At 69.5% G+C, this 17,499-nt stretch carries 17 protein-coding genes and 1 pseudogene; 6 read left to right on the forward strand and 12 right to left on the reverse strand.

The genetic code is table 11. The features are described from left to right. Window positions 1-21 precede the first annotated feature (21 nt). Entirely contained in the window at window positions 22-1,218 is a 1,197-nt protein-coding gene (locus ACFVBH_RS15110) for a hypothetical protein (RefSeq protein ID WP_379002110.1), read from the forward strand. 115 nt (window positions 1,219-1,333) lie between these two features. Here ACFVBH_RS15110 and ACFVBH_RS15115 read toward each other — a convergent pair whose 3' ends face one another. The 6 genes and pseudogenes from ACFVBH_RS15115 to ACFVBH_RS15140 form a co-directional block, all read right to left on the reverse strand. After that, window positions 1,334-1,873, reverse strand: a complete 540-nt coding sequence (locus ACFVBH_RS15115) for a hypothetical protein (RefSeq protein WP_379002111.1) — start codon at window positions 1,871-1,873, stop codon at window positions 1,334-1,336. A 76-nt stretch (window positions 1,874-1,949) separates the two neighbouring features. Continuing rightward, window positions 1,950-2,141 (reverse strand): hypothetical protein, encoded by a 192-nt coding sequence (locus tag ACFVBH_RS15120; protein WP_354989523.1) that lies wholly within the window; start codon window positions 2,139-2,141, stop codon window positions 1,950-1,952. A gap of 207 nt (window positions 2,142-2,348) precedes the next feature. After that, entirely contained in the window at window positions 2,349-4,019 is a 1,671-nt protein-coding gene (locus ACFVBH_RS15125) for an ABC transporter permease (RefSeq protein WP_379002112.1), read from the reverse strand. 155 nt (window positions 4,020-4,174) lie between these two features. Next, a pseudogene (locus tag ACFVBH_RS15130) lies at window positions 4,175-5,095 on the reverse strand (ATP-binding cassette domain-containing protein); the annotation flags it as partial. 24 nt (window positions 5,096-5,119) lie between these two features. Next, the gene (locus ACFVBH_RS15135) at window positions 5,120-5,773 is read right to left on the reverse strand and encodes a TetR family transcriptional regulator (RefSeq protein ID WP_379002114.1); all 654 of its coding nucleotides are present in this window, start codon (window positions 5,771-5,773) and stop codon (window positions 5,120-5,122) included. Between the two features lie 148 nt (window positions 5,774-5,921). Beyond that, complete coding sequence (locus ACFVBH_RS15140; protein WP_354989520.1) at window positions 5,922-6,569, reverse strand: O-methyltransferase; 648 nt, start codon at window positions 6,567-6,569, stop codon at window positions 5,922-5,924. Window positions 6,570-6,802: 233 nt separating this feature from the next. On the opposite strand from ACFVBH_RS15140, the gene sigE reads away from it, so the two are divergent. From sigE to ACFVBH_RS15165, 5 genes are all read left to right on the forward strand, one after another. Next, complete coding sequence (gene sigE / locus ACFVBH_RS15145) at window positions 6,803-7,474, forward strand: RNA polymerase sigma factor SigE (RefSeq protein ID WP_379002115.1); 672 nt, start codon at window positions 6,803-6,805, stop codon at window positions 7,472-7,474. 74 nt (window positions 7,475-7,548) lie between these two features. Then, complete coding sequence (locus tag ACFVBH_RS15150; protein WP_354989519.1) at window positions 7,549-7,935, forward strand: hypothetical protein; 387 nt, start codon at window positions 7,549-7,551, stop codon at window positions 7,933-7,935. Between the two features lie 10 nt (window positions 7,936-7,945). Next, complete coding sequence (locus tag ACFVBH_RS15155; protein ID WP_379002116.1) at window positions 7,946-9,526, forward strand: trypsin-like peptidase domain-containing protein; 1,581 nt, start codon at window positions 7,946-7,948, stop codon at window positions 9,524-9,526. Between the two features lie 153 nt (window positions 9,527-9,679). Beyond that, a complete protein-coding gene (gene tatB, locus ACFVBH_RS15160; RefSeq protein WP_354989518.1) occupies window positions 9,680-10,111 on the forward strand; it encodes a Sec-independent protein translocase protein TatB in 432 nt (143 codons plus the stop codon). 59 nt (window positions 10,112-10,170) lie between these two features. After that, the gene (locus ACFVBH_RS15165; protein ID WP_354989517.1) at window positions 10,171-11,007 is read left to right on the forward strand and encodes a hypothetical protein; all 837 of its coding nucleotides are present in this window, start codon (window positions 10,171-10,173) and stop codon (window positions 11,005-11,007) included. 56 nt (window positions 11,008-11,063) lie between these two features. Here the strand turns inward: ACFVBH_RS15165 and ACFVBH_RS15170 are convergent, their stop codons facing one another. The 6 genes from ACFVBH_RS15170 to dapE all read right to left on the reverse strand — a co-directional run bounded on the left by ACFVBH_RS15170 (window position 11,064) and on the right by dapE (window position 17,350). Then, complete coding sequence (locus ACFVBH_RS15170; RefSeq protein WP_354989516.1) at window positions 11,064-11,993, reverse strand: glucosyl-3-phosphoglycerate synthase; 930 nt, start codon at window positions 11,991-11,993, stop codon at window positions 11,064-11,066. Then, window positions 11,990-12,862 (reverse strand): dihydropteroate synthase, encoded by an 873-nt coding sequence (gene folP / locus ACFVBH_RS15175; protein ID WP_379002118.1) that lies wholly within the window; start codon window positions 12,860-12,862, stop codon window positions 11,990-11,992. The genes ACFVBH_RS15170 and folP overlap by 4 nt, the downstream gene beginning before the upstream one ends. 126 nt (window positions 12,863-12,988) lie before the next feature. Continuing rightward, window positions 12,989-14,758, reverse strand: a complete 1,770-nt coding sequence (locus ACFVBH_RS15180; protein WP_379002119.1) for a long-chain-acyl-CoA synthetase — start codon at window positions 14,756-14,758, stop codon at window positions 12,989-12,991. A gap of 95 nt (window positions 14,759-14,853) precedes the next feature. After that, window positions 14,854-15,429 (reverse strand): TIGR00730 family Rossman fold protein, encoded by a 576-nt coding sequence (locus ACFVBH_RS15185; protein WP_379002121.1) that lies wholly within the window; start codon window positions 15,427-15,429, stop codon window positions 14,854-14,856. Then, window positions 15,413-16,207, reverse strand: a complete 795-nt coding sequence (locus ACFVBH_RS15190) for a TIGR00730 family Rossman fold protein (protein ID WP_354989512.1) — start codon at window positions 16,205-16,207, stop codon at window positions 15,413-15,415. Before ACFVBH_RS15190 ends, ACFVBH_RS15185 begins: the two co-directional genes overlap by 17 nt. Before the next feature lie 39 nt (window positions 16,208-16,246). Then, window positions 16,247-17,350, reverse strand: coding sequence for a succinyl-diaminopimelate desuccinylase (gene dapE, locus ACFVBH_RS15195; RefSeq protein ID WP_379002122.1), 1,104 nt, complete (start codon window positions 17,348-17,350; stop codon window positions 16,247-16,249). Between the last annotated feature and the right edge of the window lie 149 nt (window positions 17,351-17,499).

A 17,499-nucleotide genomic window follows, 5' to 3' on the forward strand; every position in this document is an offset into this window, starting at 1 on the left:
CCGCGCGGGAGGGAACGGGCCATGAGCCGCGCATACCGGATCGTCACCACCTTCGCCTGTGCCGCACTGCTCGCCGTCGCGGCGGGATGTGCGGTCGAGGGCACGCCCGCACCCGCCGAGATCGACGTCCGCACGCTCGACACGGGGTCGTATCCGGTGGATCGCTATACGTACGGCCGTGATTCGAACGGCAAGGGCGCGGTGCTCGAGGGCATGCGGATGGCCGATGCCGTGGTGCCCGCGGTGAAGGTCGACCCCAGCCTGCGGGTGGGCCGCGGCGGGATCGTGCTCACCTCGGTCAACGACGTGGTGACGGTGAGCCATCTGTCGTCCTCGGCCCGGCCGGTGCTGCAGAATCGGGGCTTCATCGCGGGCTTCGCCACCAGCAGTTCGGATCTGGCCGATCCGGCCGGATCGAGCGCGCCGGATCCCAAGAGCACCACGGTCACGATTCGCCTGCTGCGTTTCCCGAGCGCCGACAGCGCGAAGCTCGCCGCGCGGGAGCTCTCGGACGCCGACTTCAACGTGGCCCTCGATCAGAACCGCAAGCTCACCCTGCCGGATTATCCGGATGCCATGTCGCATTGGCGTCCCGGCGTGGCGAACATCGGAATGACCATGCCGCGCAAGGAATTCGTCATCTCGGTGTTCATCTCGCGGCCCAGCGCCGACCAGGCCGATCTGCTGTCCTGGCTGAAGAAGACCCTGGACGCGGAGGTGCCCGCGGTCGACGCCTTCGCCGCGACGCCCGCCGACCGGGTGGAGCAGTTGCCGGTCGATCCGGACCGGCTGCTGGCCCGGGTGCTGACCACCAATCGCGATGGCCGCAGCCCGGATCCGGATACCTTCGCGGTCTTCGGCCCCGCCATGCTCGTTCATCCGGCCGGGGACCAGGCGCTGCGCTCACGCCTGGTCGCCGACACCGGGATGGACGCCATGGCGGGCGTGGACGAGAACTACCTGTTCCGCACGCGCGACGCGAAGTCGGGCGCCGATCTGGTGAGCGGACTGATCAGCAGTCTCGGGGAGACCGGGTCGACGGGTCCGGGACCGGAGAACGTTCCGGACGCCAAATGCGTGCACCGCAAGTCCGGTGCGGCGGCGTTCCGGTGCTACGTGATCTACAAGAGGTATGTGGGAGTGGTGAACGCGCAGACCGCGGACGAGGTGCACCGCATGGCGGCGGCGCAGTACGCGCTGCTGGCCAACAGCCTGTAGCGGTGTGAACCGGCCGCCCGCGCGATCGGCGGCCGGCCGGCGCACAGGCATTGCGGCGTAAGCGATCCCGGGCGGGTACTCGGGACGCCAGACCGCAGTGGGGCGGGCGCTTCACTCAGAAGCGCAGGGTGTCCGCGTCCAGCGCGCGCCAGGCGGCCGGACGTCCGGCATCCTGTGCGCGCGGCTCCGATTCGGCCTCCGCGCACCGCGTGCATTCGGAATCCGCTCCGGCCGTGACCTTTTCATCAGCCCCCGCACGCGCGGCGGCATGTCGGCGGCATACCGTCGACCCGCCGGCGACCACGCGGCCGGTGCGACCTAGCCCACGCTCACCGCGCCCGGTCGAGGCCCCCGCGTGGGTGGCCGAGGCCGGGCTGTCGTCCCGGAAGCGGTAGTCCCGGAAACCGAACGGCTGCAGCAGCGCTCGCAGGAATTCGGCCCCGTCCTGCGGCAACACCCGGCGATCCTCGCCGGGCACGTCCACTCCCTGGTGGTACCAGACCCGCGCCACCAGTCCCTCGATCGGGTCCACCGCGCGAAAGGTGGCACGCCCGTCGGCGGCCAGCCGGAATTCGGCGATCCGCCGCCACTGCCCGGACTCGCGGAGGTACAAACCCACCACGGCCGGAACCCGATGCCCCATGAGAAACCTCATTCGTCGAACCTGTTCATGGAGTATCCCGGCCCGCGGCACGGTAACCCTTTCTGTGGCTCACCGTGCCCGGCGGGTTTCAGCGCGAGTAGCAGAACGGCTCGCAGGGCCCCGGCTGTGCCGGCACCACGTGTGACATGTCGTCGAATCGAGCCCCACTGACCAGCAGCAATACCACCAGTGCCGCAAACAGGATGAGCCCGAACAAGATCAGCGCGGGCCACAGCCATCCGGACGGCAGATGCGCTCCGAGTACCAGTCCCTCGTACATCCCCCACCTCCTCTAATCGGTTCCCCTTTCATCTACCACCATTTCGCCGAACTAATCCACCCCCGTCCCCTGCCCACCCGCTGCCCGAGCCGCCGCCACACCGAGGGCAGCGCTCGCGAACAGGACTGCGCCACCGGGCATTCGACCACGCGTGAGCAACGGCCGGGCGTCGTGCTCGAGCGCTTGCGCATCCGAGCTGTAGGAGCGTCAGCGCAGGTCGCGGCGGCGGAAGCCGATCAGGCCCGCGGTGATCAGGACCGCGGCGATCGCGAGCAGGATCAGCACCGGTGCGGGGTTGAACGCCGCGCCGGGGACCTTCGGGAGGTGCTCGAAGGGTTCCAGGTCCCGGAGCCACTGGGGGGCACCGGAAATCGCGCCGAGCAGGAACACCGCGACGGCGGCGGTCAGTACGCCCCAGGCGACGGGGGTCCAGCGGGGCGCCAGACCGAACAGGGCGACGGTGATCGCGGCGAAGATCCACACGGCGGGGAGTTGGATCAGGGCGGCGGCCAGGACATCGGGCAGTTTCGCGCCGATGTCGCCGGCGGCGCGGCCGTAGACCAGTCCGCCGAGCAGTCCGGCGACCAGCAACGCCACCGCCGGACCACCCAGGGCGAACAGCAGATGCGATGCGGCCCAGCGGGTTCGGGAGACCGCGCCGGTGAGCAGTGTTTCGGTGTGCTGACCGCTCTCCTCGGAGTGCAGGCGCAGCGCCGCCGAGATCGAGTACGCCGCGGCCGCCACGCCGATCATGGTGAAGGCGTAGGTGATCATCGAATTCTCCAGCGACGCGGAACCGCCCATGCGGGTGATCAGATCGCGAATGGCCTGGCTGCTGCCCAACTCGTCGCCGATGCCGTGCACGACGCTGCCGATGATCAACCCGTACAGGCCGAGTCCGGCGGTCCAGGCCACCAGGGTGCCGCGCTGCAAGCGCCAAGCCAGTCCGAACGGACCATTCAGCCCGGGACCGGCGGCGGCCGCACCGGGCCGTTCGGCGATCAGTCCCGCGCCCAGATCCCGGTGCCGCAGTAGCTGATACGCGATTCCCGTCAGGATCAGCACGGCCGCCAGGTGCAGCCCGAGCACGGCGAAGTGGTCCCCGGCGAACGGCCGCACCTGCAGCGACCAGCCCTGCGGCGCGAGCCAGGTGAGCGGCCCGGCGGGCCCGTCCCCGGCTTGCGCGTCCCCGATGCCGCGCAGGGTGAAGGTGGCCCCGAGAACGCCCAGGGCGATGCCGCGGGCGAGCCGGGCGCCGGTGGTCAGCTGCGCGCACACCGCGGCCACCGCCGCGAAGACCGCACCCGAACCGGCCAGTGCCAGACCGAAAGCCAGCGATCCGGAGATGTCCCCGTCGGTGCCGCGCAGGTCGCTGCCCGCCAGGCTCGCGAAGCCGATGAGCCCGGTCAGCAGCGCCCCGCCGTAGGCGATCACCAGCGTCGCGGTAAGCCCCGCGAACCGCCCGACCCGGGTGGCGGCCACCAGTTCCCCGCGCCCGGTCTCCTCCTCGGCCCGGGTGTGCCGGATGACGGTGAGGATAGTGGCGATGCCGATGAGGCTGTAGAACATCCCCGCCTTCCACACCCCCACCGCACCCAGGCTCGTGTTGTAAATCGGCCCGTACATGGCCAATTGGGCCGGGCTGGCCAGAATGGAGTCCGCGAACCCGGCCCGATCCGCGGCGCTCGGATACACCGAGGCGATGCTGTCGATGTACACGCTGCCCAGCGGCGCCGACAGCAGCAGCACCCACAGCGGCAACACGAGCCGGTCCCGCCGCAGGTACAGCCGCAGCAGCTGCCCGGTCCCGGTGAAATTCCCCGCACGGGAAGCAGTTTCGAGGCGATGCTGCCCCGGATGCGCTACAGCGGCGGTCATTTCGACACCTGATTCCGGCTGTCGGATGCGGTGTCGTCGCCGGCGTCGGGACGACCGGCGGCCCGCACCGCGGCGTCACCGGTACCCGCGGCCGTCGCCGCACCGCTGCCCGCGCCCACGGCAGCGGCTTCGCGGTTGCGAATCCCCGCGGCCGTGCCGTCGCCCGTGTCCGCGTCCTCCCCGTTGATCGAATAGTGCCGCAGGAAAAGCTCTTCCAGCGTCGGGGGCTGGCTGACCAGGCTGCGCACCCCGGCATCACCGAGCACGCGGATCAGCTCGCCGAGGTGTTCGCTGTCGACCTGCAGGTGCACCGTGTGATCCTCGACCGTCACGTCGGCGACCCCGGGCAGGTGGCTGAGATCGCCCGGGTCCCCGGTCATCTCGGCGGTGATGGAGGTCCGGCTCAGGTGCCGCATCTGGGCCAGGGTGCCTGACTCGACGGTCTTGCCCGCCCGGATGATGGTGACCCGCCGGCACAGCGCCTCGACCTCGGACAGGATGTGGCTGGACAGCAGGACGGTGCAGCCGCGTTCGGACGCCTCGCGCACGCAGTCGCGGAAGGTCTGTTCCATCAGGGGATCCAGCCCGGAGGTGGGTTCGTCCAGCAGCAGCAGTTTCGCGTGCGAGGAGAAGGCCGAGACCAGCGCCACCTTCTGCCGGTTGCCCTTGGAGTAGGTGCGCGCCTTCTTCTTCGGGTCGAGTTCGAACCGCTCGATGAGTTCGGCCCGCCGCCCCCGATCGAGTCCACCGCGCATGCGGGCCAGCAGGTCGATGGTCTCCCCGCCCGAGAGCGAGGGCCACAGCGTGACATCGCCGGGCACGTAGGCGATGTCGCGGTGCAGCGCGACCGCGTCGGTCCACGGGTCGCGCCCGAGCACCTGCGCGGTGCCGGAGGTGCGGGCGAGGATGCCGAGCAGCACGCGAATGGTGGTGGATTTCCCGGCGCCGTTGGGCCCGAGGAAGCCGTGCACCTCGCCGGTTTCGACCTCGAGGTCGAGGCCGTCCAGGGCGTGTACCCGTCCGAAGTGCTTGTGCAGGTCCCGGACGGTGATGGCCGGTTGTGCCGGACTGTTCATCGAATCTCCTAGGCGGAAAACGATTTATGGGTTCTCTTGGGTGTTCTCGTGCTGCTGCTGGGTCAGCGTGTCCAGCATCATCGAGTCGGTCAGCAGGCCGTGGGTGAGGATTTCCAGCGCCGGCAGCATCATGCGATCGGCGTACTCGCGCAGGGCTTTCCGGTAATCGACGCGCCCCTCGTGGGTGGCCGCGTACAGCTGCAGGAACATGATGATCCCGCCGCCGTTGGTGATGGCGAAGTATTTCGCCATGGCCGGCAGATCCCTGGGCGCGCGCAGGGTTCCGGCGGCGATGCCCGCCGCGAGGTAGCCCTGGATGTCCTCGACCATGTGGTCGAAGAACACCGTCATGAGCGATCCGCCCGCCTGCAGGCTGCGCAGCAGATACGCCAGATACGGTGCGAAATCCTCGATCTCGGCCATCTGCGCCAGCAACCCGTTGGGCGAGGGCCGCTCGAGCGATTCGAGCTTGGCCGCCCGGATCACCTCGCGCACCCGGTCGTCGCAGGCTTCCCGCAGGCCGTCCTTGGACCCGAAGTGATGATTCACCAGCCCGGGGGAGACACCGGCCGCGGCCGCGATGGCGCGCACCCCCACCCCGAACCCCTCTTCCCCGAACACGGTGATCGCGGCGTCGCGAATCCGGGCCCGGGTGCTCAAATCATCGGTTGAACGCACGTTCAATAGATTAAACACGCGTTCAATCACCTGGCAAGGGCTCTCCCCCGCAAAGTTCGCAAAATTCCGAAAGCCCAGCTCAGCCGGGCTACAGCGGCCGTTCCCGCACGACGCCCGGCGCCCTACCCGCGCGACAGCGCGGCAGCCTTCACCCGCGCGACGCGCAGAGCAGCCCATCCCCCACCGGGATGAGCACGCTCGTCAACCGCGGATCCTCCGCGATGGCCCGGGTCGCCGCCCGCACCGCCTGGGTCTGCGGATCGCGCTGCGCCGGATCGGGCACGCGCCCGCCCAGCAGCGCGTTGTGCAGCAGGATCGCCCCGCCCTCGCGGAGTAATCGCACCGCCTGATCCACGTATTGCGGGTGCTCCAGCGGCGCGGCGTCGATGAAGACCAGGTCGTAGGCCCCATCGGCCAAGCGCGGCAGCACATCCAGCGCCCGGCCGTTGATCAGCCGGGTGCGCGCCGGGGTGATGTCCGCGGATTTGAACGCCTCGCGCGCGGCGCGCTGATGCTCGGGTTCGGAGTCGATCGTGGTGAGCGTGCCGTCCTCGCGCATGCCGTCCAGCAGCCACAGCCCGCTGACGCCGGCGCCGGTGCCGACCTCCACCACGGCGCGCGCGCCGAGCAGCTGGGCGTACATGCTGAGCAGTGCCCCCACCGACGGGGGCACGGGCGCGGCCCCCAATTCGAGGGCGCGTTCGCGCGCGGAAACGAGAATCTCGTCCTCTGCGACGGATTCCTCCACGTAGGCGAGGTTGCGCTGCAGGTTCGATGCCGCCGGAGTCTGACTCACGGGTATGAGGCTAATGGCGCGGGGGCGGTATCGCGTGGCGGTGACCGGCCGGTGTGGCGATTTTTCTCAGGTGTCCCTCAGCCTGCGCATACGGCTGCCACATCAGGACCGGCAAGAGTATTGCCTACGCCAGGCCAGCGACCGGCGGCCCGGCCCCGGGAACAACCTGACCCACCAGGTCGGTTGCAAGGGGGACGAAGCCCCGGTCCCGAGTAGGAGGTACTCCCATCCACATGGTCGACGAGGCGCGTGACTCCGCCGGACTGCTCCCGCAATCCTTCGAGCCGAACACCGAGCTGCCGCAGGACGGCGAGCCGGATCCCGCACTGCTGTCCGGAACGGCCGCTTTCGATGCCACCGGCGATCGCCACAAGATGCCGACCTGGGACGAGCTGGTCCGGGAACACGCCGACCGCGTGTACCGCCTGGCCTATCGCCTGACCGGTGACCCGCAGGACGCCGAGGACCTGACCCAGGAGACGTTCATCCGGGTCTTCCGCTCGCTGTCCAACTACCAGCCCGGCACCTTCGAGGGCTGGCTGCATCGCATCACCACGAACCTGTTCCTGGACATGGTGCGCAGACGCAACCGCATTCGCATGGAGGCGCTGCCCGAGGACTACGACCGCGTCCCCTCCGAGGGCCCGGGTCCCGAGCAGCTCTATCACGACGCCAACCTCGATCCCGACCTCCAGGCGGCGCTCGACTCGCTGGCCCCGGAATTCCGCGCGGCGGTCGTGCTGTGTGACATCGAAGGTCTGTCCTACGAGGAGATCGGCGCCACGCTCGGCGTCAAACTGGGTACCGTGCGCAGCCGCATCCACCGAGGACGTCAGGCACTGCGCGAGCACCTCGAGCATAATGGGGTGGAGCGGCGGAACGCCGCCACCGAGAAAGTCGGGTAAGGCGCGGTTCCAGCACCTCGCGCGCCGGCTTTTCGCGTGCAGCCGAGGTGGTCCTTCCGAAAGGTGTGCAGCTTATGAGTGGGCCGGACAGAACGCCGCGTCGTCCACCTCGTTTCGCCCCCACCGAGCATCTGGCCACGGAGGCCATCGCCGCCTATGTCGACGGCGAACTGCGGATGAACGCGTATCTGCGTGCCGCTCATCATCTTTCCGTGTGCCGAGAATGCGCCGTCGAGGTCGAGTCGCAGCAGCAGGCGCGCAACGCCCTGCAGCAGTCGACGCAGATCTCCGCGCCCCTGCGGTTGCACGACACTCTGAGTCGTATCCCTTTGTCCGAACTGCCCGGCGCGGAACACCCGCCGATCACGGACCGCAATATGCTCGCTCCCGGCGCGAGTTCCTTCGGGCTGCGCCAAGATTCGTTCGACAGCAGACGGTGGACAAGCTGGTGGCGCAAGTAGAGTTCATCGGGTGACCACCGAATCGAAGAACACGGGCCCGGTTCCGGGTGAGGGGCCCGCGGCGGACAACCTGTCGCGATCTGCGCAGGCTTCGGATTCGGCGGCCGATCGGGGGAACCTGAGGCCGTCGGACGCACCGGTCCTGGGGCCGCGGCCGGTTTATCGGCCGCACGTCGACAATCACACCGCGCACGCCTTCCGCCGCCCGAGTGGGCAGAACGGTTCGTTCTCACCGCGCTCGGCGGCCGCCGCGGTGGCGGGGGCCGCCACCGACGGCCCGCAGGTGCAGAATCGCCCGCCGGACTCGGTGCTGGCCGAGGCGTTCGGCCGCCCGGAGGGTTCGGACGAACTGCTGCAGCGCGATCCCGAGGCGCAGCACGACGACAACGAGCCGGCCGCGCCCGCGGATCCGTGGCGCGATCCGGCGTCCGCCGCCCGGCTGGGCTCCCCCGCCGTGGCAACGGCTCGCCCGGCGCCGCTGCCGGAGGGCCGCAAACTCAGTGCCCGCGACGTGCTCTTCGGCGGGCAGGCCTCGGGCCGCGCGCTGGCGACGCTGGCCGCCATCGCCCTGGTGATCGGCTTGGCGGGCGGCGCGATCGGCGCGCTCACCTCCGATTCCACCTCGGCGCTGACCTCGCGCAAGGTCGAATTGCAGTCCGCGCCGGGCAATGACGAGCCGCACGGGCAGATCACCAAGGTCGTGGACGCCGTGATGCCCTCGGTCGTGACCGTGCGCGCCTGGGTGGGCGACAGCGGTTCGTCCGGTTCGGGCGTGGTCATCAGCGGCGAGGGCTACATCGTCACCAACAATCACGTCGTGTCGCTGGCCGCCAACGACAAGAGCGGCAAGGCCCAGTTGCAGGTCGTGTTCTCCGACGGCACCCGGGTGCCGACCTCGATCGTGGGCCGCGACACCAAGTCCGATCTGGCGGTGCTCAAGGTCGATGTGAAGAACCTGTCGGTGATTCAGCTCGGCAATTCCGCGGACGTGCAGGTCGGTGACGACGTGCTCGCGCTGGGTTCGCCGCTGGGCCTGGAGAAGACCGTCACCTCCGGCATCGTCTCGGCGCTGCATCGGCCGGTGAAGGTCGGCGGCGAGGGCACCGACACGAACGCCACCCTGGACGCCGTGCAGACCGACGCCGCCATCAACCACGGCAACTCCGGTGGCGCGCTGGTGGACATGCAGGGCCGGTTGATCGGCATCAACACCGCGATCAAGTCCGAGAGCGGCGGTTCGGTGGGTCTGGGTTTCGCCATTCCGGTGGATCAGGTCAAGCGGATCTCGCAGGCGCTCATCCAGACCGGCAAGGTGAATCATCCGAGGCTGGGCGTGAGCGCCAAGACCAAGATCGTCGCCAATGATGTCATGAGCGGTGCGGCGGTGGCCGATGTGCAGGCCGGCGGTCCGGCGGCCAAGGCGGGCATCGTCGAGGGCGATGTCATCGTCAAGGTGGGTGACCGCGAGGTCACCGGCCCGGAGGAGCTGACCGTGGCCGTGCAGTCCCACGAGATCGGGCAGACGGTGAACGTGCGCCTGATCCGCGACGGGCGCGAGGTCGACGTTCCGGTCACCCTGGAATCGGACTGAGCGCACAGTGACCTCCAACTTCACGTGTTCGCGGCCCGTCTCGTTCTGGACTGAGTGGAGCGGGGGAGCGAAGCGGAGGAGCGGAGGGAGGGAAGAACGAGACTTCGGGGGCCGCGAACCGCCCGGAGCGAAGCGAAGGGCAGAATAGGCACAGTGTTCAGCAATGTCAGCTGGGGCGAGATGCTCGTATTGCTCGTCGCCGCACTCGTGATTCTCGGCCCGGAGCGTCTGCCCGGGGCGATGCGCTGGACTACCAAGTCGCTGCGGCAGGTCCGCGATTACGCGACCGGGGCGACCCAGCAGCTCAAGCAGGAACTCGGTCCCGAGTTCGACGAGCTGCGCAAGCCGCTCGAGCAACTCAACGAATTGCGCGGAATGAATCCGCGCTCGATGGTGACCAAACATCTTCTCGACGGCGACGATTCATTTCTGACGAAGGCCTTCGAGCCGCCGTCCTTCGACAAGCCGTCGTTCGACAAGCCGACCAGCGCCACCACCAGCGGTTTCGGCGAGTACGGCATGCCGAAGCAGCAGAAACCGCTGGAGCGCAACGAACGTCCGCCGCTCGATCCGGACGCCACCTGAGATCTCCGGCGTCAACCGGACTAGACACCTGCGGCTGTTCAGGTATCTAGACTGCGCACATGTCAGCCGACGAGGTGGCACGGGTGTTCGCGATCGAAGACAAGGTCGAGCGACTCAAAGCCGCCACCGACGGAGTCGCGGCCGCGCAGCAGCAGATAAACGAGTTGACGCGCATACGCCGCGCCGTGATCCGCGAACTACATGCCGAGGGCTGGACGTTCGCCAGAATCGGTGCGGCCGCCGGACTTTCCCGCGCCCGCATTCATCAGGTCAGCACCCAGGGGCCGGTACCGGAAGGTCTGTTCTTCGGGCACGGGCCACTAACCATCCTCACCCCGGACGTGCGCAGCAACACCCGCTCGCTCGCTCTGGTCGGAGCCCCCGACGCCGCCGCGCCGCATCGCCTGGTGGAGTTGCTACGCGAGCTGGGGTTCACCGCGGCCGTGCAGCGGTTCCTACCGGGCAGACCCCTGGATCTGGATCGCGACGGCCTGATCGTGCTGGGCGGGCCCGAGCTGTCGCCCAGCCTGCGCTACCTGGTGGCCGCCGATCCGCGCCTGCGCCGCACGGTTGCCCGCGCCGGGCGCATTCGCCGCGGCATCGAGGATCGCGCGGCCCGGCGCGTGTACCGCCCCGGCGGCACCGAACCGTACGACATCGCCTACCTGGCCCGCCTGCCCCGTCCCGACGGCAAGGGCACGGTGCTGGTGATCGACGGCCTGCACCCGCCGGCCTCCCTGGGCGCGATTCGACTGCTCGCCACGCGACTGGCGACCCTGCACGAACGCGCTGCGACGCATCCGTTCTCGGCCGTGGTGGGTGTGCGCTACGACCGCTCGACGGGCGAGCCCATCGAAGCCGATCTGCTGACCCCGATCTACCGTCACGACCGCTGACAGCGGTCCCCGGCCACACCGATCCGGCCACCGCCGCGCGAACGAGGTCGCGCGGGTCAGGCCGCGGCCCACTCCGGGCGCAGGGTGTTCATCGGCGGGCGATCCGCCAGCGAGACCTCGGTGGCCTGCGCCGTGAATTCGCCGTCCACGAGCGGGAATTGCGTGAGCGCGGCACCCGAGTCCGCGACGCCCGCGCGGCCCAGCATCGTGCCCAGGATCTGCCGGCTCATCACCCCGAGTTCGGACAGCGGGCGGTTGCGGTGCTGGCGCACACCGAGATTCACCTGCCCGATGGCGCTGAGCCCGAGCATGTCGTGGGTGTCCATGAGCAGCCCGATCTCCACGCCGTAGCCGGGCGCGAACGGCACCGCCGTGAGCAGTTCGCGGGTGCCCGCGTACTCACCGCCCAAGGGCTGCAGCACATTCGACAGCGCCGGGCGCAGCGCGGCGAGCAGCGGCCGGGCCACCAGTTCGGTGACGCGCCCGCCGCCGTTGTCGTCTACGGTCGCGCCCTGGCGCAGCGGTCGCCGGTAGTACGCCTTGACCAGGTGCATGCCCTCGACCGTGAGCAGCGGGCCGAGCAGTTTGGGCACGAACATGGGGTCCGGGTCGATCAGGTCGGAGTCCACGAAGGCGATCAGGTCGCCGGTGGTCACCGCGAGCGAGCGCCACAGCACTTCGCCCTTGCCCGGAACCGGCTCGAGTTCGGGGACGGCCTGCTCGCGGGTGACGACGCGGGCTCCGGCGGCCTGTGCGCGCTCGGCGGTGGCGTCGGTGGAGCCGGAGTCCAGCACGACGAGTTCGTCCACGAGCGTGCCGAGCAGGGGCCGAATGCTGGCCACCACGGTCGCGACCGTGGCTTCCTCGTTCAGCGCGGGGAGCACCACCGAGACGGTGCGGTCGCCCTTGGCGGCCACGAGATCCTCGACGGTCCATTCGGGCTGATCCCAGCTGTTGCTGGTGGCCCAATCCTGCTTCTTGCTCATGCCAGCCCCCTCAGGGTTCTGGCCGGTGGCCGGTGGCCCTGGATCGCGGCGATCATGTCCACGACCCGGCGGGTGGCCCCGACCTCGTGCACTCGGAAGACGCGGGCGCCCGCCGCGGCGGACCATGCGGTCGCTGCCAATGTGCCCTCCAATCGCTCGGACAAGCCGACACCAAGAGTCTCTCCGATGAAATCCTTATTGCTCAGCGCCATCAAGACCGGCCACCCGGTATTCACAAGAACGTCCACGGCCCGCAACAATTCGAGCCCGTGATAGGTGTTCTTGCCGAAATCATGGGTGGGGTCGATGAGGATCGAGTCCTTGGCGACCCCCGCCGCCACCGCGTTCTCCGCCGCGGCGACCACGGTCTCGGTGACCTCGGCCACCACGTCGGCGTACCGCACCCGGTGCGGGCGGGTGCGCGGGATCGCACCGCCGGTGTGGCTGCACACGATTCCCACCCCGAGTTCGGCGGCCACCCCGACCAGGTCCGGATCCGCCCCCGACCAGGTGTCGTTGATGAGATTCGCGCCCTCGGCCACGGCCGCGCGGGCGACATCGGCCCGCCAGGTGTCGACGCTGATCAGCAGGTCGGGATAGCGCGCGCGGATGGCCGCGACGAACGGCACCACGCGGCGCGCTTCCTCGGCGGCGTCCACGGTGCTGCCCGGCCCGGCCTTGACGCCGCCGATGTCGACCAGATCCGCACCCTCGGTGACGGCCCGTTCGACGGCGCCCATGGCGGCTTCGTCGGTGAAGGTCGCGCCGCGGTCATAGAACGAGTCCGGCGTCCGGTTCACGATCGCCATCACCAGCGCCCGATCCGTCGCCACCGGCTTCCCGCACAACGTCGGCAACGGCGCACACATGGGCTCCAATGTACCGACCCCTGTGCCGTCTGATTTGTCTGCCTCCGCCTCTTTCCAGGCGGCTCCCGGCCAGGTCGGCCCGCGCGGCCGCGAGGACCCGTCACCCGGCCGCCCGGCACGTGTGGCTCAGTTGCCCGGCGCACGCCCCGCGGCCACTTCGGCGGCGTAGTCCGCGTACGCCGGGACGTAGCCGTCGGCCCGGTTCGCCAGGACGTACAGGGCGCTGTGATCGTCGGGCGCGTAACCCTGTTTGCGCAGTTCGACCTTGCGACTCTTGAAGGTGGAGGTCTGTTCGAGTTCGGGCACCACGCGCAGGAACAGCGGGACGGCGTAGGCGGGGAGGCGGTCGTAGAGCGCCGCGGCCGCGGCCCGGCCGTCCAGGGTCGCGCCGTCGGCGAGGGTCACCGCCGCCATACCGGCTTTGCCGTCCGCGCCGGGGATGTCCACGCCGTAGACCACGGCCTGGGTGATGGCCTCGATGCCGGTGAAGCCGCCCTCGACCTGCGTGGTGGCCACGTTCTCACCCTTCCAGCGGAAGGTGTCGCCGAGCCGGTCCACGAAGGCGATATGTCCCCAGCGCTGGTCGCGCACGAGGTCGCCGGTGTCGAACCAGCAGTCGCCCCTGGCGAATCCGTCGCGCACGAGCTTGGATTCGGTGGCGGCGTCGTCGGTGTAGCCGTCGAAGGGGGACCGGTCGGTGACCTTGGCCAGCAGCAGCCCGACACCGCCCGCGCGCACCCGGCGCAGCTTCCCGTCCTTGCCGCGCAGCGCTTTTCCGGTGGCCTCGTCGTACTCGACGATGGCGAAGGGCAGCGGAGTGAAGCCCGCGGTCTTGTCGATGCCGAAGGCGTTGATGAACGCGACGTTGCCCTCGCTCGCGCCGTAGAACTCCACGATTCGCTTGATGCCGAAGCGTTTCCGGAACTCGTCCCAGATCTCGGGGCGCAGTCCGTTGCCGACCGCGAGCCGGACCCGGTGCGCGCGATCGGTGCGCCGGGCGGGCTGATTGAGCAGGTACCGGCACAGTTCGCCGATGTAGATCACCGCCGTGGACCGGGTCGCGATGACCTCGTCCCAGAAGCGCGAGGCCGAGAACTTGCGTCCCAGTGCGAAAGTCGAGCCGCCGGCCACCACCGCGGACAGGGCGACCGTCAGCGCGTTGTTGTGATAGAGCGGCAGGCAGCAGTAGAGCGTGTCGTCCCCGCGCAGCCGGACGCCGAACCCGCCGAGTCCGGCCATGCCCTTGGTCCAGCGCAGGTGGGTCATGACGCTGGCCTTGGGCAGCCCGGTGGTGCCGGAGGTGAAGATCAGATAGGCGCGCTCGCCCGCCGTGATCTTCTCGCACACAGCGGGATCGCGGTCGTCGGCGGCGCGCGCGGCGGCCTCCAGTTCACCCGACCACAGCACCCCGGGGCGCGGTGCGGCGAGGCTGTCCAGCGCCTCGGCGCACTCCTCTCCCACCACGTCCAGCACCGAGTCCAGCAGCTCGAAACTGTGCTGCAGCACGTGATCTCGCTGATTGTGATTGAGCAGCCCGGCGGTGGCCCCGAGTTTGACCACGGCGAGCGCGGTGAACAGCGTCTCGGGGCGGTTCGTCATGAGCACGCCGACCACGTCGCCCCGGCGCACCCCGCGCGCGGTGAGCACGGCGGCGTACCGGTTCACCTCGGCATTGGCTTCGCCCCACAGGTATTCGCGGCCCTCGAAGCGCAGGAACGGCCGGCCCGGATGCTTGGCCGCGGCCCGCTGGAAGAACAACCCGATCGACGCCTCGGACGTCGAGTTCACCAGCATGTGCCGCGCGGTGCGCAGCATCCCCGGCGTCTCGGCCGCCATCCCGGGCAGGCGGCGCGCCAGCTCCAACAGCCCCACCGTCGATCGGACATCGGTACTCACGTGGCCTGCTCCTTCACCGCGGCATTCGGTCGATGTGCGCCGCGACACACCTCCGCGCCTACCTTACCGATGAGTAAGGAGTTGTCGAGGGGCGCTCAGGGTTCGAGGGCGGTGAAGGCCAAGTCGAAGTCCGCGGTGACCGTGACCCGGTTGATGGCCTCGTCCCCGGCGAAGCCGCGTGCGCGCAGCTCCTCGAGCCAGGTGAACAAGCCGCCGTAGTGACCGTCCGGATCCAGCACCACCACCGGTTTGTCGTGCATGCCGAGGTATCCGCCGGTCCAGGTCTCGAAGAGTTCCTCGAGGGTGCCGATGCCGCCGGGCAGGGTGAGGAACGCGTCGGCGCGTTCGTCCATCACCTGTTTGCGCTCGCGCATGGTGTCGGTGACGATCAGCTCGTCCGACTCCACGTCGGCCATCTCCTTGTGCACCAGGCGTTTCGGGATGACCCCGATGGTGCGCGCGCCGGCGTCGCGGGCCGCGGTGGCGACCGCGCCCATCATCGAGACGTGTCCGCCGCCGGAGACCAATTGCCAACCGCGGCGGCCGATTTCGGCGCCGACCGCGCGGGCCAGCTCAAGGGCGGCCGGATCGGTGACGCTGGCCGAGCAGTAGACGCAGACGGCGTAGGACTCGGCAGTCGACTTCGAGGCCGGCTCAGCGTTCGAACTCATCGTCGGCCCCTTCGCCCTCGGCGTCGAGTTCGGCGCGCTCGCGCGCGGCCTCGCTCACGATGCGCACGACCTCGTCCACGCTGTCGGTGATGTGCAGCAGGCGCAGATCACCGGGTGCGATCTTGGCCGAGCCGAGCAGTGAGTCGCGCAGCCAATCCACCAGTCCCGCCCAGTATTTGGTGCCGAACAGGATGATGGGGAATTGGTTGACCTTGCGGGTCTGCACCAGGGTGAGCGCCTCGAAGAGTTCGTCCAGGGTGCCGAAACCGCCGGGCAGGCAGACGAAAGCCTGCGAGTACTTCACAAACATGGTCTTGCGCGCGAAGAAGTACCGGAAATTGATGCCGAGGTCGACCCACTCGTTGAGGCCCTGTTCGAACGGCAGCTCGATGCCGAGGCCGATGGAGTAGCCGCCCGCTTCGGACGCACCGCGGTTGGCGGCTTCCATCGCGCCCGGCCCACCGCCGGTGATCACCGCGAATCCGGCCCGCGCGAGCGCGCCGCCGATGGCGATGCCCGCCTGGTATTCCGGGGAGTCGGCCGGGGTGCGCGCGGAGCCGAAGACCGAGACCGCGCGCGGCACCTCCGCCAAAGCGCCGAAGCCCTCGACGAATTCGGCCTGGATGCGCAGCACGCGCCACGGGTCGGTGTGCACCCAGTCGCACGGTCCCCGTTCGTCCAGCAAATGCTGATCGGTGGTCCCGATGCCCTTCTTCCGGTCACGTCGCAGCATTATCGGCCCGCGATACCGCGGCGTCTTGGCACCCTCAGCAGACATGCAGCCAAGGTTATCCGCACCGGTCGCGGCGCGGAGGCGTCAGTCCTTTTCGCCCAGCAGGTAGCTGCGCAGCATCGAGGCGACCTGGGTGATCTGTTCCACCGGCAGGTGCTCGTCGCGCTTGTGCGCGAGGTTCGGGTCGCCGGGGCCGAAGTTCACCGCGGGGATGCCGCGGGCGGCGAAGCGCGAGACGTCGGTCCAGCCGTACTTGGCGCGCACGCCCCCGCTGCCGTGCGCGTGCACGATGTCGATGAGGTCCTTGGCGGCGGGCGCGGCCAGGCCGGGCAGCGCGCCGGGCGCCCCGTCGGTGCGCTCGAAGTCCAGTTCCAGGCCCGCGAAGACCTCGCGGACGTGTTCGGTGGCCTGGTCCAGGGTGCGGTCGGGGGCGAAGCGGAAGTTCACGTCGACCTCGGCCACGTCGGGCACCACGTTGCCCGCGACGCCGCCGGACACCCGCACCGCGGACAGACCCTCGCGGTAGACGCAACCGTCGATCTCGACCTCGCGCGCGGTGTAGTTCGAGAGTCGTTCGAGGATGGGCGCGAGCCGGTGAATGGCGTTGTCGCCCAGCCAGGCTCGTGCGGTGTGCGCGCGCACGCCGGAGGTGGTGAGCCGCACGCGCAGCGTGCCCTGGCAGCCGGCTTCGATCCAGCCGCCGGACGGCTCGCCGAGAATGGCGAGGTCGCCCTCGAGCCATTCGGGCAGTTCGCGCTCGATCTTGCCGAGCCCGTTGAACTCGGCGGCGATCTCCTCGGCGTCGTAGAAGATGAGCGTCAGGTCGTGCACCGGCTCGGCCACGGTGGCGGCCAGGTGCAGGAAGACGGCGTCGCCGGATTTCATGTCGACCGTGCCGCAGCCGAACAGCAGGCGTTGCCCGCCGGGGCCGAGTTCGAAGCGGCTCGGCACGTTGTCGGCGATGGGCACGGTGTCCAGGTGCCCGGCGAGGATGACGCGGGTGGGCAGGCCGCGGTTGGTGCGCGCGAGCACGGTGTTGCCGTGGCGCAGAATCTCGAATCCGGTGGTCTGCTCGCGCAGGGCCTTCTCGACGATGTCGGCGATGAGCGCCTCGTCCTTGGACACGCTCGGGATATCCACCAGAGCCGCGGTCAGGGCGATGGGGTCAGCGCTGAGATCGATGGTCACCCGCCCACCCTAGGCGAGCGGTAATGCCGGTTCACTTCATCGCCACGGCCTTGGCACAAAAGGACTGTGTCTGTTTTGTCTCACTGTTTTCGTGTCCGCGCGGCGGAGGAGGTTCGGACAAGCGAAATCCCGGCCGGTAACCTGGACAG

The organism is Nocardia sp. NPDC057668 (assembly GCF_042799795.1).
Taxonomy (GTDB): Bacteria; Actinomycetota; Actinomycetes; order Mycobacteriales; family Mycobacteriaceae; genus Nocardia.

Coding starts and splice junctions, on each gene's coding strand:
- ACFVBH_RS15110 (WP_379002110.1), top strand. CDS start 22: ATGAGCCGCGCATACCGGATCGTCACCACCTTCGCCTGTGCCGCACTG.
- ACFVBH_RS15115 (WP_379002111.1), bottom strand. CDS start 1,873: ATGAGGTTTCTCATGGGGCATCGGGTTCCGGCCGTGGTGGGTTTGTAC.
- ACFVBH_RS15120 (WP_354989523.1), bottom strand. CDS start 2,141: ATGTACGAGGGACTGGTACTCGGAGCGCATCTGCCGTCCGGATGGCTG.
- ACFVBH_RS15125 (WP_379002112.1), bottom strand. CDS start 4,019: ATGACCGCCGCTGTAGCGCATCCGGGGCAGCATCGCCTCGAAACTGCT.
- sigE (WP_379002115.1), top strand. CDS start 6,803: ATGGTCGACGAGGCGCGTGACTCCGCCGGACTGCTCCCGCAATCCTTC.
- ACFVBH_RS15150 (WP_354989519.1), top strand. CDS start 7,549: ATGAGTGGGCCGGACAGAACGCCGCGTCGTCCACCTCGTTTCGCCCCC.
- ACFVBH_RS15165 (WP_354989517.1), top strand. CDS start 10,171: ATGTCAGCCGACGAGGTGGCACGGGTGTTCGCGATCGAAGACAAGGTC.
- ACFVBH_RS15170 (WP_354989516.1), bottom strand. CDS start 11,993: ATGAGCAAGAAGCAGGATTGGGCCACCAGCAACAGCTGGGATCAGCCC.
- folP (WP_379002118.1), bottom strand. CDS start 12,862: ATGTGTGCGCCGTTGCCGACGTTGTGCGGGAAGCCGGTGGCGACGGAT.
- ACFVBH_RS15185 (WP_379002121.1), bottom strand. CDS start 15,429: ATGAGTTCGAACGCTGAGCCGGCCTCGAAGTCGACTGCCGAGTCCTAC.
- ACFVBH_RS15190 (WP_354989512.1), bottom strand. CDS start 16,207: ATGTCTGCTGAGGGTGCCAAGACGCCGCGGTATCGCGGGCCGATAATG.